Source organism: Bernardetia sp. (genome assembly GCF_020630935.1).
Lineage (GTDB): Bacteria > Bacteroidota > Bacteroidia > Cytophagales > Bernardetiaceae > Bernardetia.
In genome coordinates this window covers 1-13,782 of record NZ_JAHDIG010000046.1, presented here as the reverse complement: position 1 = coordinate 13,782, position 13,782 = coordinate 1, and the positions used below count along the sequence as shown (strand labels likewise).

Sequence of the window (13,782 nt, the reverse complement as noted above, 5' to 3'; positions counted from 1 at the left end):
TATTTACAAAACGATAATAAAACTTCTCAAAATGTCTAAGTTCAATCATGTATGTGTAATAGATGATGACCCAATCTACACCTATCTAACGGATAAGGTAATGAAGATGGTAGATTTTTCTAACCATATTGAGTTTTTTAAGGATGGAGAAGACGCTCTAAATTCACTTAAACCTAGACTACGTTCGGGTAGGAATGTTCCAGAAATAATTTTCTTAGATTTGAATATGCCAATCATTGATGGATGGCAATTCTTAGATGAAATTGTAAAAGTAAATTATAAAAAGAAAGTGATTATTTATGTAGTTACTTCTTCTATTGACCCAGCAGATACAAAGCGAGCCGAAAGCTATTCTATCGTGGACAAATATGTTGTAAAGCCCATAACTCCAGAGATGCTAGAAGAACTTTTTGCAGACATGAACAAGAATTAAAGTTTAGTATTAGAATAACTGCTTCCAAGTGCCTTTCATAAAGTTGTATTTTAGAGTGCTAGGCAAAGCTTTCCAAAAAAAACGGTTTATTTCAACAGCAAAAGAGGGTTGCATATAACAGTTTATGGTGCAGCCTTCACATTCTTTTATCCTTCCTTCTTGCTCAATGAGTTGTTGCACTTTTTCTGAATTATAAAGTTGATACAAATTATCATTGATGTTAAACTCTTCTTTTCCCAAATGATAGCAAGGCAAAACCAGTTTGTTTTCTGGTGAGATAACAAGCGTTGAACTGGCAGCCCTACAAATTGGTTTTTCAGTATGATTGCCTCCCTCCAAACGCAAGTCTATAAATGCTTCATTCAAATAGACTAATTTTTGCTTAGAAAAGGTAAGTAGATTCTGTAAATATTGTCTATTCAAATTTCCTAAAGTATCCACAGAATTATATTCAAAAACTGGATTGAGAATCAAAACTAATTTATTTTTCAACGTTATGGTTTTGTATATTTTCTCTATCTCTTCGAAATTTTCTTCAAATACAGTACACAAAATATCTGGTCGTTCGCCCAAAGATTTGGCTATTTCTATAGATTCTATCACTTTATCAAAACACTTTACACCACGCATTTGGTCGTGTGTTTTTGCATCAGCAGCATCTAAGGAAAAATGAAGCATATCGATTTTGCCTTTGAGTTTTTCGGCTAGTTTTGGATAACGGATTCCATTGGTAGTAACGGTGGTAATAAACTTTTTTTGCTTGGCAATTTCTAAAAAGTCAGCTAGTTGAGGATGCAAAAGAGGCTCTCCTCCAGTAAAATCTATTACTTTTACACCTAATTTTTTAAGGTCAGAAAGATTTTTCTCTACATTTTCTAGTTTTACAAAAGGCGAAGGTTTTTCCCAAATATCACAAAAACTACACGTTGCATTGCAGCGATAGGTTAGATAATAGTTGCATAAAATAGGGTGGGAAATGAGGCGCATAAAGTCAATTACGAATGAAAATTATAAAAGGACAGTATATGAGAAATTCTGTCTATTAAGTTTAAATATTTTCATATTTATTAGTTACAAATCTAAGTTTTTTGATTGCATTAAACAGGCAAAATCCAAAATCGTGGTGGGGCAAATTCACAGTTACATAAGCATTATGTTTTTTTGTTATTTTAAAATCACCTGAATAAAGCCAACTTTTAAATTCTGCAAGGTTTCTGAATTCATCTGCTTTTCTCTTGTGTCTGTTATTCAAGTTAAGAAATTCAAAAGATTGAATTTCAATTCCTTCGATTTTATTATTTATACCATTTTGACTAATAAACAAACATTTAGTTGTAAGAAGAATCCAATTTGAATTACCTAAATCCATTAGTAAAACCTCTATATCATTATTATCAAGTACAAATTCAGTTGATTTAAAACTGGAGTTTGGTAAATCAAAAAAGTGAAATCCAAGTTTTCCTTTATAAACCTCAAGGGATTTAATAATTTGAGTTCTTATCTTCTCTTTTTCTTTTTTCATTTTGCTGCTAATTTTAAAGCTGAGACTTAGACATATGACAGACATTCATATAACGTTAGCGATTTTGAAGATATTTTGGTTGATGATTACAACAGCAAGCTGAGTTTAAAGACTCAAACAATAGAATTTTGATGAATCAACTCCAAATATTGTTATTCGATTTTCTTTATTCCAATTTTTATCTCAATCCAATCATGAAAGTAAATTACTATTCCGATTATAATGTGAAAAGCAATCAAAAACTGTCCAAGTAACGCAGTCGATGCTTTTGCATTAAGTCCCAATATTGCAGTGAATATATGATAGGCAACTAATAAAAATAATCCAATATTAGATTTACTGTTCAGCACCCAAAATATTAAAATAAACTGAACGATGAGTCTTCCAATTTGTGAAGGAAGTCTCTCAGTTCCAACTTTGTTGTAGACTAAAATCATTAAAATTATTTCAACTATCAAAGTCAGAAGTATAGCTGAAATTAAAATAGGTCTTTGCTTCATAATTGAAAACGCTGCTCTAGTGGATAATTAATTAGTTGTACGGATGATAGCTTTTCTCTTTATTGATTAATCACTAAAAGCTAATAATTATTGGATTATTGTTCCATTCTTTACCTCAAAAAAAGCGATAGGTCTGCCAAAAGAATCTAAAAGTTTTCTTGTGCGCTCTGGACGAGCGTCAGTTACAAATACTTGCCCAAAATCAGACTTAGAAAGAAGTTTCAAAAGGTTTTCAATTCGGTTTTCGTCTAGTTTATCAAAAATATCATCTAAAAGCAGAATCGGTTTTATCTGTGTCTGATTATAAATAATAGAAAACGTAGCTAGTTTGAGCGCAATTACAAAAGATTTCTGCTGTCCTTGCGAACCGTAGTGTTTGAGCATTTTTTTTCCTAAAATAAATTTATAATCGTCTCGGTGCGTTCCTTTTTCAGTACGTTGTAAGATTACATCTTTGAGTAAATTCTCTTTAAAAATTGTTTCAAAATTTTCTTCTTCTAAGTGCGAACGATAATTTATTTTCATTTCTTCATCTGCTAAAGCTGCATAAATCTCTGAAAAAATAGGCAAAAAATTATCTATAAACTCATTTCTAAAACGATAGATTTCTGAAAAAATAGGCAAAAGCTGTGCGTCATAAATTTCTAACACATCTTTTTTTAGAAAACGCTCTTGCTGGTCAGCATCTTTTAAAAGTTGATTGCGCTGCTTCAAAAGCTGTTTTTGCTTGATGAGAAGCTGAATATAGTTTTTATGAATCTGTGAAATAATGGTATCAAAAAAATTGCGACGAAGTTCGCTTCCTTCTCTTATCAAATCAGTATCATTAGGAGCAAGAAGCACACAAGGAAAATTACCCACATGTTCACTAATTTTGGGATAAGGTTTGCCATTGAGCTTGATAGTTTTTTGTTTTCCCTTCTCTATGATACAATGAACCGTGTTTTTTCGATTGTCTTTCTCAAAAGTTCCTTTCAAAGAGAAAAATGTTTTTCCGTGTTGGAGGTGCTGTGTATCTGTATAGCTAAATGCCCCACGACCAATACAGAGATAGTAAATTCCATCTAAGAGGTTTGTTTTTCCACTTCCATTTTTTCCAACAAGACAGTTAATATGCTCTTCAAAATCTGACTTTGTATCTTCGTGATTTCTGAAATGAGTGAGTTGAAGGTGTTTTATCCACATGAAATAGTGATAAGTTATTAACTATTAATGATTAGTTGAAATACTATTTGATTTTTGACTTCATTGTTTTGATACTGCTTGTAATGATTTTCAAAACTTCTGTTGCATCATAATGCAAACTTTCAAATTCTCCTTGATTTATAAAACTCGTTTCTTTCAAAAGCTCTAACCAATAAATAGTTTCGTTTATTTCCTTTTGTGAAACAGAAAGTTTATGTATAAAATCTAAATTACTTTGTGCAAACTCTGCTTCTCTTATGTTAGCTCCTACTGATGTTCCACTTTTCAGAATTTGTTTCGATAAAACATATTCTTTCTGAACGATAGTTAGGTGTTTACATAAATTTACAATCCGAACGGCAAAATGAAAACTCTTTTCTTTTAAAATACTTTTACCCATAATTTTTCTCTTGTTTTCTGTAAAACTAAATAAAACAATTAATATCAGAAAGTAATTTCTCACTAATCACTAATCACTAATCACTAATCACTAATCACTAATCACTAATCACTTAAAAAAACATGAACATCAAAAAAAACTCAAAACTAGCTATTTTTTCATTAGCTATTTGTCTTGGCTTTTGGAACTGTGCACCAGAGAAAAAAGACACAACAGAAACTATCACAGACTCAACTGCCGTAGTTGTAGAAACCAAAAATGAACTTGTGCGTCCAGAGATTTATGCGCCGTTCAAACTGACTACAGATGTTAGCCAACTTTCAGAAAATGAGAAAAAAATGATTCCTCTTCTGATAGAAGCAGCCAAAATTATGGATGGATTATTTTGGCAACAAGCCTACATGGGAGATAAAGATAGTTTGATGTCCACTTTAGATAATGCAGATACAAAGAAATTTGTCAAAATTAACTATGGGGTTTGGGATAGATTAGAAGATAATCGTCCGTTCATAGAAGGCGTAGGAGATAAGCCACTTGGCGCAAACTTCTATCCAACAAACATGACAAAAGAAGAGTACGAAGCTTTTGAAAACGATGCAAAATCAAGCCTTTATACATTTCTTAGAAGAGATGAAGAAGGTAAATTAAAAATTGTTCCTTATCACGAAAAATTCAAAACTGAATTAGAACAAGCTGCTAATTATTTGCGTCAGGCTGCTGAATTAGCAGAAGATGCAAGCCTTAAAAAATACTTGACTTTGCGTGCCGATGCGCTTGTTACAGATGAATATATGAAAAGTGATATGGCTTGGATGGACATGAAAACGAATGGTATTGACATTATCATTGGAGCAATAGAAACGTATGAAGACCATTTGTATGGACAAAAAGCAGCTTATTCGTCGTATGTTTTGGTAAAAGATAAATCTTGGAGTGAGCGTTTGGAAAAATACGCTGCACTTCTGCCACAGCTTCAAAAAGACTTACCTGTTGATGCAAAATACAAAGCTGAAAAACCGGGGTCAGACTCACAGCTTAATGCGTATGATGTTGTTTTTTATGCAGGAGATTGTAATGCAGGTAGCAAAACGATTGCCGTAAATCTCCCTAACGATGAGCAAGTACAACTTAAAAAAGGTACTCGTCGTTCACAGCTCAAAAATGCAATGAAGGCAAAATTTGACCAAATTTTAGTGCCTATTTCTGATATGCTTATCACAGAAGAGCAGCGCAAACACATTACTTTTGATGCCTTCTTTGAAAATACAATGTTCCACGAAGTCGCTCATGGCTTAGGTATCAAAAATACCATCAATGGCAAAGGAACAGTCAGAGAATCACTCAAAGATATGGCTTCTGCTTTAGAGGAAGGGAAAGCTGATATTTTGGGACTTTATATGGTAACAAAACTCCGTGAAATGGGAGAACTTTCAGAAGGCGAACTGATGGACAATTACACAACATTTTTAGCTGGTATTTTCCGTTCAGTTCGTTTTGGAGCTGCGTCGGCACACGGAAAAGCAAATATGATTCGTTTCAATTTCTTCAATGAAAAAGGTGCTTTCGAAAAGCTAGAAGACGGAACATACAAAGTAAATCCAGAGAAAATGGCAGAAGCTGTCAATGAACTTTCTGCTAAAATCCTTACACTTCAAGGCGATGGCGATTATGAAGGCGTACAAGCTCTAGCAAATGATATGGGAGTAATCAAAGCTGACTTACAAGCTGATTTGGATAAACTCTCAAAAGCAAATATTCCTGTTGATATTATTTTTGAGCAGGGAGCTGATGTTTTGGGATTGTAGAAAATAATTTGGTAGTGATAATGCATGCATTATCACTACTCAAATCCATACAATTAAATTTATGAATAGCTATGAAAAGTATTTCATTAAAATATCTGATAATTTCTTTTTCAAGCTTTATTCTTATTTCGTGTGAGGGTAATAAAAAACAAGAACAAACATCTATCTTTTCTCAAAAAAGTCAAACTATTTTACCTAAACTAAAAGATAGTGTAGTAAGAAGTGAAAAAGTAGTTTATAGTGAAAAAGACATACTCAATCGTGATTTACTTGACTTCTCAGATTCAGTTCTTTCAGCTCGTGGAAAAAAAACTATAATATATTGGGATAAGAAAATAGAAAAATACCCCATACATAAAGAGGCTTTGGATAGCGTCTTAATATATTCACCAGATAATTATCAAGGTAGTAGGGCTGTATTTACGAAAGCTGTTTATAAGGATTCTACAAAAGCCAACAAAGCTTTTAACCGTTTAGTTGATGCAATTAGTATTTTCGGGTATAAGTACGGTGTTTTAATCTTTCCTAGACAGAACTATATCATATACTTAAATAAAAACTTTCAATCTCCAAAATATCAGCAAAACTTTTTGAATCAAATTCTTGATCCAGAAGAAAGTATAGAGGCTGTTAGTGCTGAAGTTGGAATGATGAAATTTGAATTAGTAACTGTTAAGTCTTCTGTTTCTAAACAAGAGACTTTAGTTGAATAATTATAATTCCAACTCACAAAAATTGCTACCTTTTTAGCTTTACGTCAACTCTGTATTAAAAATATTCCTTCATCGTTTACTCTTAGATTACTAAATACAAATTTATCTTATCTCAAAATATAGCCATGATTGAACTACCATCAGAACTAGAAAGCTATCGTTCTCAATTAGAAGACTCGGAAAAAGACTTTATAAAAATAACTACCGAAAAGGTGGAAAAGTCATCTCCTACGGAAAGTAAAATAGGAGGTTATCCATTTTTGCCTAAAGGTTTTGCTTATCCAAAAGATAAAGATGGTACTCCTTTAGAGTTTTTGGCTCAAATCAATTTTTTAGATGTACCACAGAACGATATTTATCCAAAAAATGGAATCATACAGTTTTTTATCAGTTTTGATGATTTATATGGTGCTGACTTAGATTATGAGACCCTACAAGAAGGCTACAGAGTGATATATCATGAAAATATAGAGAAAGAAGTAGAGACAAATTTTGATTTTTTAGATTCACTTAGAGAAAATGGTTTAAGTCCTCTTTCTCACAAAAACATCCTTAAAATGAGCTTTCAAAAAGCTAGTGAATATGTCTCAGCAACTGATTATCAGTTTGAGAACTATTTTGGAAAATCCATTTACGATTTTTTTGAAAAGTTTGAAGAGGAAGATGAAATGGTAGAGTTTTACTATGAGAATATTGATAAAAGTGGACACAAATTAGGAGGGTACGCTAACTTTACACAAGATGACCCAAGAGCTTTTAGTGAAACCCTCAATAAAGATTACGAACTTCTTTTTCAATTAGACTCTAATGAAGATGTTGAGGATATTTGTTGGGGAGATGTTGGAATTGGTAATTTCTTCATCAAAAGAGAAGACCTCATCAATAGAAAATTTTCAAAAGTAATTTTTACGTGGGATTGTGGGTAGTATTTATTTCAATTTATTAAATCCAACTCACAAAAATTGCTACCTACCGAACAATTTTCTAGCTTTGTTTTATTAATTTCGTATCAAAATATTCTTTTGCCGTTGTTGGAATGATTACCAACAACACTAATTTCAAAACTATGTCCACAGTAGCAGTAAATACAGAAATTTTGTCTCGTCGTGTTTCCGAAATGGAAGAATCTCAAACGTTGGCTATGGCTCGCAAAAGCCGTGAGCTAAAAGCAGAAGGACACGATATTATCAATATGAATTTGGGAGAACCCGATTTCAAAACACCTCTTTTTATTCAAGAAGCTGCAAAAAAGGCTATTGATGACGGACATTTTGGTTATACTCCAGTCGCTGGTATTGCTCCACTTCGTGAAGCAATTTCAAGCAAACTAAAAAGAGAAAATAATTTAGAGTATTCTCCAGAACAAATTGTTGTTTCAACAGGAGCAAAACAGTCTATTGCTAATGTAATGCTTGCGCTTTTAGACGAAGGCGATGAGGTAATTATCATTACGCCGTACTGGGTTTCATATTCAGGCATCGTACAACTAGCACAAGGAAAACCAGTATTTGTAGAGGGAAAAATAGAAAACGACTACAAAGCAACAGCAGAAGATGTAAAAGCTGCTATTACAGACAAGACAAAGGCTGTTATTTTCTCTTCACCTTGTAATCCGACAGGAAGCGTATTTTCAGAGCAAGAATTAAGAGAAATTGCAGAAGTAATTGCGCCACATCCACAAATTACAGTAGTGGCAGATGAGATTTATGAGTACATCAATTTTGGAGAGCCTCACTTTAGTATCGGAAGAGTAGAATCTTTGAAAGATAGAGTGGTTACTATTAATGGTCTTTCAAAAGGATTTGCCATGACAGGATGGCGTTTGGGCTATGCTGCTGCCCCTTTAGCAATCGCTAAGGCGTGTGATAAAATTCAAGGACAAGTTACTTCGGGTACAAATTCTATCACACAACACGCTGCTGTTACGGCTCTCAATGGAAGTCGAAAAGAGGTAGAGGAAATGAATAAGGCTTATCAGAAAAGAGGAAAACTTATCAAGTCTCTTTTAGACGAAGTAGAAGGTTTCAAGTGTAACACTCCACAGGGAGCATTTTACGTTTTTCCAGATGTGAGTGATTTTTATGGTAAGAATTACAATGGAAAAACCATTCAAAATTCAGAAGATTTTTCAATGTTTTTATTGGAAGAAGCCCACGTAGCTGTGGTCATGGGAGATGCTTTTGGTGCGCCTTCGTGTATTCGTCTTTCATTTGCTACATCAGAAGACTTGATTCAGAATGCTGTGGAGAGAATCAAAAAGGCTGTAGCAAAATTGAGTTAAGCCTTGTTGAATATAAATCATTCAAATCCTTATTTCTATTTTTGTACAATAGAGATAAGGATTTTTACTTTTCTAAAAGTTTATAGGCACTAATGCTATCTGTTTCTCTAATTTCATATTTAATAAACTCTACTCCGAATTTTTTCCATTTATAATTACCTACCAAAAAGTTTCCACTCTCTTCTCTTTCTATCGTTCGGATAATACACTTCTTGGTATTACTAAGAGAATCAAATGTATAAGCAGGAGAAAAATCTACCAATGGTTTACTCATTCGTGAACCTAGCCACAAGGGACGTATTTTTCCTTCAATAATTTTGAATAGAAACAAACGTTTTCGCATAGTAGTATCAAAACGAGTAGTTTTTATTACGCCTACCCAAATATCTTCTTGTCCATCATTATCTGCGTCAGCTACCTCAAAATTATAAACTGGATGAGGCAGTTTCCATTCATCTAAAGTAGAATTGTTGTATTTTTTCAAAAAAGTTTGAATTGCAAAGCTTTGGTTATGTCTTTTACTTTCTTTTTCTACTAATTGAATACCTATTTCTTGTCCGTTTTTTAACGTAGTATAAAATATTGTATCCTTTTCTTTGCAACTAAAAAATAGAAATATGAATAAAATAGAGTAGATAAAAATAAATCTCATGAAGTCTTAGCTTGAAAATTTGAAATACTTGATATACAGCTATTTTTTATTAAAAATACTTTTAAAATACTGCCAAAAACTTTTTTTCTCAGTTATACTTATTTCCGCTTCTTTGCCATAAACTCCTTCTTGCTCTACATTTTGTGTAGAATCTGATGTACAATGATCTTTTTCTACAATTTTTACTGATAGAACTGCACCCATCCTTATACTTTCATGTGCTTCTTCTTCAAGTACAACAGCTTCTTTGAGTATAAAGTGAAGGTAAGAATTTTGAGTTTTCTCATCAGAGAAATCAAGTGTTAAAGTAGTAGTAGTATAGCCAAATTTATTTATCTCAAAGGTAAGAATAGGTGTATTTCTGAGAACTTCTTTTGGAATTAGAATTTCAAAATTACCGTTTGCATCTGTTATTTGTGTAACCTTTATTTCTTTGATAGAAATGATTGCATCTGAAATAGAATATCTAAGAGAGTCTGTAACAGTACCTTCTATTTTTATATGATTATCATCATTAATTTTTTTATCAGAAGGTTTTGTTTGCTTTTGAAGAAGACTTGACTGGCTTTTGTCTGTTGGAAAATTATTGGAATAACTAGGCATAGAGATTAAAAATAATGCAAAGCCAGCAGCTACAAACTTAGACCAAAATGAGGATTTTGCTTTTTCTATACTTTTTAGATGAGTATCTAGCTGAGTTTCATGAAATCTTCCACACGTATTTCCTTTATAATTTTGAAAATGGTTTATGATTTCTGTATCTGTCATTGTAGTAAAATCTATCACTACTTTTTGACAAGCACCACAAAAACGCCCTTTATCTTGTGATGTCATTCTATCCCAATTTTCAGAGCAAGGTTCAGCTATCTGTATTTTCATAATTTCAGTTTTTATTAGTAACCAAGTGTTTTTATCAAAACGAAAAAAATAACTGAGATGCTGCAAAAGAAAATCAGACAAATAAAAAAAGCCTATTCAAATATTGAATAGGCTTTTTGTACTCCGTAGGGGAATCGAACCCCTGCTACCAGGATGAAAACCTGGCGTCCTAACCGCTAGACGAACGGAGCATTTTCACTCTAAAATTTCTACTTTAACTTTAAATCTTTCTGATATTACTATCAATACCAAATCTGTACTCCGTAGGGGAATCGAACCCCTGCTACCAGGATGAAAACCTGGCGTCCTAACCGCTAGACGAACGGAGCATTATACATATAAAATTGTTCTTTAAACAACTGCATTAACGTCTTTGTTTTCCCTTAATGCGATGCAAAGGTACGTCTTTTTTTTATATCTGCAAATATAATTTTAAATTTTTTCTGATTTTTTTTGCTCTTTCTCTTTCTTCAACTGCTTTGAAAAATATTTTTACTCTTATTTTTTAACGATTTTTGAAAGTCAAATTATTGATTTTCAAAGACTAGCAAACCTAAGAGAGTTTTTATTTTGTTATATCATGCTCAACCTATTTTTTTTAGAAATAATTCAAAATATAGTCATTATTTTTTGACTAGCTTTCTATTTCAAAAATCGTATCGGTACTGACCTAATTAGAAATAAGGTCAGCTTGGTAGAACAGACTGACAAAAAAAGGGCAAAATAGTTTTTAATATTTGGTATTGGGCTTATAGAGTTGTACTAATATAGATTTTAGGCAGGATTTAATGCTTATTTATAGGATGGATTTGAAATAATTTAATTGAAAAGGACAGAATTTCAGAAAAAATAAAATTATGTCTATAACCCAATAAAATTCTATAAAACGGCAGAAAACCCAATTAAACTTAAAGCATAAATACTTAATAGAAACTAACAAGAGATAAAAAAGAATGAATTTTGAATTTTAATTTTGTTCAAAAATAGTTTAAAGTGAGCTTAGTAATCAATTATTAATTATAGAATTGTTGTTTTCTAAAATAAATTGCCTAATTTTGCAGCAGTAAAAAAAATGACAATACATAACTCTTTATGAATCAGTCGGATAAATAAAATTAACAAAATAAAAGTGTTTCTTTTTTATTCAAAAGGCTGATTTAAAAACTGTTAAATAATTATAAATACTCTAAGCCTTTTACATTAGTTTTAAATTCCCTTATGCAGTCTATTAGAAATATCGCTATCATTGCTCACGTTGACCATGGCAAAACAACTTTGGTTGATAAAATGCTCGTTACTGGAAATCTTTTTAAAGAACACGAACGCCCAGGAGAACTTATCATGGACAACAATGATATTGAGCGTGAACGTGGAATTACAATCCTAGCAAAAAATGTTTCTATTGACTATAAAGGAACAAAAATTAATATTATCGACACCCCAGGTCACGCCGATTTTGGTGGTGAAGTAGAGCGTGTTTTGAATATGGCTGATGGCGTTTTGCTTTTAGTAGATGCCTTTGAAGGAGCGATGCCTCAAACTCGTTTTGTACTTCAAAAAGCGATTGGCTTAGGCTTGAAACCGATTGTAGTTGTAAATAAAGTAGATAAACTCAACTGTAAGCCAAACGAAGTACAAGACCAAGTATTTGACTTAATGTTTTCACTTGGTGCATCAGAAGACCAATTAGATTTTCCTACTATTTTTGGTTCTGCAAAACAAGGTTGGATGAGTACAGACTGGGAGCAGCCTACTGACACAATCGTTCCACTTTTAGATACAATTATTGAGACTATCCCTGCGCCAGAAGTAGAGGAAGGAACTCCACAGCTTCAAATTACATCATTAGACTACTCTACATATATCGGTCGTATTGCAATCGGTCGTTTAGTTCGTGGAACACTCAATACAGGACAGACAGTTTCGCTAATGAAGCGTGATGGAAGTGTTAAGAAAAATAGAATCAAAGAGCTTTATGTTTTTGAAGGTTTAGGAAAACGTAAGGTAGAAGAAATACAAGCAGGTGATATTTGTGCGATTGTTGGCTTAGAAGACTTCGAAATTGGAGACACAGTAGCAGACAGAGATGAGCCAGAAGCATTGCCACCAATTGCGATTGATGAGCCTACAATGTCAATGGTATTTACTATCAACAACTCTCCTTTTTATGGTAAAGAAGGAAAATTTGTAACTTCTCGCCACCTTAAAGAGCGTTTGGAAAAAGAATTAGAGAAAAACTTAGCTCTTCGTGTTGAGCCAACAGAATCAGCAGATTCGTTTAATGTATTCGGACGTGGTGTACTTCACTTATCTGTTTTGATTGAAACGATGCGTCGTGAAGGATATGAATTGCAAGTAGGACAGCCACAAGTAATCATCAAACATATTGATGGTAAAAAGTGTGAGCCAATAGAAGAATTAACGATAGATATTCCAGAGAATCTTTCTGGAAAGGCGATTGAGCTTGTAACACAAAGAAAAGGAGAACTTTTAGAAATGAATCCGAAAGACGACCGTACAATTTTGAAGTTTGAAATGCCTTCTCGTGGAATTATTGGTCTTCGTAACCAACTTCTCACAGCAACAGCTGGAGAGGCGATTATGTATCACCGTTTTAAAGACTTTGAGCCATTCAAAGGAGAAATCAAAGGACGTACAAGTGGTTCACTTATTTCTATGGAACAAGGAAGTGCCATTCCTTACAGTATCAATAAGCTACAAGACAGAGGAATTTTCTTTGTTGACCAAAACGAGGAAATTTATGAAGGACAAGTAATTGGAGAGCATACTCGTGGTAGTGATTTGGTTGTCAATGTAACCAAAGGAAAGAAACTTACCAACATGAGAGCTTCTGGTTCGGATGATAAAAACAAAATTGCTCCTCCAGTAAAATTCTCTTTAGAAGAGGCTTTAGAATATATTCAAGCAGACGAATATGTTGAGCTTACACCACAATCTTTGCGTCTAAGAAAAATTTATTTGACAGAAGTGGATAGAAAACGCTACGCAAAGACATTTGCTACTGTTTAGTCAAAAATATCAAATTATTTATATGCTATTATTCAAATAGTGATATAAATAACAAGATTTTAATAGGATAGCTACTTGTTTTCAATATGATTTTATTTTTTTAAATTTCTATTTTTTCAAAAAAAGCAGAAAAAAAATGAAAATATTGCAACAAATGGCTTCCTTCTTCCGTAAGAAGGAAGATTAAGTTTTATATCTGTAAAGGGGATATAGAGTAAATTAAAGGCAACTACATTTGTGGTTGCCTTTTCTTATTTATAGGGATTTTATAAAACATTTCTCCCAAAAAAAACTTAATTTTATTGAAATCTATATATCCTTCACTTTTTAAACTATTATTATCTTAACTCTATGCTATTACAGTTCCTATTACAAGCTCAAC

Annotated in this window: 13 protein-coding genes and 2 tRNA genes; 6 read left to right on the top strand and 9 right to left on the bottom strand. The window is 32.6% G+C overall.

The window, feature by feature from the left end:
* The first annotated feature begins 31 nt into the window (after nt 1-31).
* Nucleotides 32-433: a response regulator gene (locus QZ659_RS13260; protein WP_291726306.1), complete on the top strand. Its 402-nt coding sequence runs from the start codon at nt 32-34 to the stop codon at nt 431-433.
* 9 nt (nt 434-442) lie between these two features.
* On the opposite strand, the gene QZ659_RS13255 is transcribed toward QZ659_RS13260, so the two are convergent.
* The 5 genes from QZ659_RS13255 to QZ659_RS13235 form a co-directional block, all read right to left on the bottom strand.
* A complete protein-coding gene (locus QZ659_RS13255; protein ID WP_291726305.1) occupies nt 443-1,420 on the bottom strand; it encodes a radical SAM protein in 978 nt (325 codons plus the stop codon).
* 61 nt (nt 1,421-1,481) lie between these two features.
* Nucleotides 1,482-1,955 carry a hypothetical protein gene (locus QZ659_RS13250; RefSeq protein WP_291726304.1) on the bottom strand — a complete coding sequence of 158 codons (474 nt, stop codon included), beginning with the start codon at nt 1,953-1,955 and terminating at the stop codon, nt 1,482-1,484.
* Nucleotides 1,956-2,107: 152 nt separating this feature from the next.
* Entirely contained in the window at nt 2,108-2,455 is a 348-nt protein-coding gene (locus QZ659_RS13245; RefSeq protein ID WP_291726303.1) for a hypothetical protein, read from the bottom strand.
* 87 nt (nt 2,456-2,542) lie between these two features.
* On the bottom strand, nt 2,543-3,640 hold the full coding sequence (recF, locus tag QZ659_RS13240; RefSeq protein WP_291726302.1) for a DNA replication/repair protein RecF: 1,098 nt from the start codon (nt 3,638-3,640) through the stop codon (nt 2,543-2,545).
* A gap of 43 nt (nt 3,641-3,683) precedes the next feature.
* The gene (locus QZ659_RS13235; RefSeq protein ID WP_291726301.1) at nt 3,684-4,040 is read right to left on the bottom strand and encodes a four helix bundle protein; all 357 of its coding nucleotides are present in this window, start codon (nt 4,038-4,040) and stop codon (nt 3,684-3,686) included.
* Between the two features lie 122 nt (nt 4,041-4,162).
* Between QZ659_RS13235 and QZ659_RS13230 the strand changes: the two genes are divergently transcribed.
* The 4 genes from QZ659_RS13230 to QZ659_RS13215 all read left to right on the top strand — a co-directional run bounded on the left by QZ659_RS13230 (nt 4,163) and on the right by QZ659_RS13215 (nt 8,839).
* Nucleotides 4,163-5,845: a dipeptidyl-peptidase 3 family protein gene (locus QZ659_RS13230; protein WP_291726300.1), complete on the top strand. Its 1,683-nt coding sequence runs from the start codon at nt 4,163-4,165 to the stop codon at nt 5,843-5,845.
* Nucleotides 5,846-5,916: 71 nt separating this feature from the next.
* Nucleotides 5,917-6,558, top strand: coding sequence for a hypothetical protein (locus QZ659_RS13225; RefSeq protein WP_291726299.1), 642 nt, complete (start codon nt 5,917-5,919; stop codon nt 6,556-6,558).
* Between the two features lie 125 nt (nt 6,559-6,683).
* Complete coding sequence (locus QZ659_RS13220) at nt 6,684-7,484, top strand: YwqG family protein (protein WP_291726298.1); 801 nt, start codon at nt 6,684-6,686, stop codon at nt 7,482-7,484.
* 140 nt (nt 7,485-7,624) lie between these two features.
* Nucleotides 7,625-8,839 carry a pyridoxal phosphate-dependent aminotransferase gene (locus tag QZ659_RS13215; protein ID WP_291726297.1) on the top strand — a complete coding sequence of 405 codons (1,215 nt, stop codon included), beginning with the start codon at nt 7,625-7,627 and terminating at the stop codon, nt 8,837-8,839.
* Between the two features lie 64 nt (nt 8,840-8,903).
* On the opposite strand, the gene QZ659_RS13210 is transcribed toward QZ659_RS13215, so the two are convergent.
* The 4 genes from QZ659_RS13210 to QZ659_RS13195 form a co-directional block, all read right to left on the bottom strand.
* Complete coding sequence (locus QZ659_RS13210; protein WP_291726296.1) at nt 8,904-9,323, bottom strand: hypothetical protein; 420 nt, start codon at nt 9,321-9,323, stop codon at nt 8,904-8,906.
* Nucleotides 9,324-9,530: 207 nt separating this feature from the next.
* Complete coding sequence (locus tag QZ659_RS13205) at nt 9,531-10,370, bottom strand: hypothetical protein (RefSeq protein ID WP_291726295.1); 840 nt, start codon at nt 10,368-10,370, stop codon at nt 9,531-9,533.
* Between the two features lie 119 nt (nt 10,371-10,489).
* Nucleotides 10,490-10,561, bottom strand: a tRNA-Glu gene (locus QZ659_RS13200).
* A gap of 66 nt (nt 10,562-10,627) precedes the next feature.
* A tRNA-Glu gene (locus QZ659_RS13195) sits at nt 10,628-10,699 on the bottom strand.
* 889 nt (nt 10,700-11,588) lie between these two features.
* Here QZ659_RS13195 and typA point away from each other — a divergent pair.
* On the top strand, nt 11,589-13,400 hold the full coding sequence (gene typA, locus QZ659_RS13190; RefSeq protein WP_291726294.1) for a translational GTPase TypA: 1,812 nt from the start codon (nt 11,589-11,591) through the stop codon (nt 13,398-13,400).
* Nucleotides 13,401-13,782: the final 382 nt, after the last annotated feature.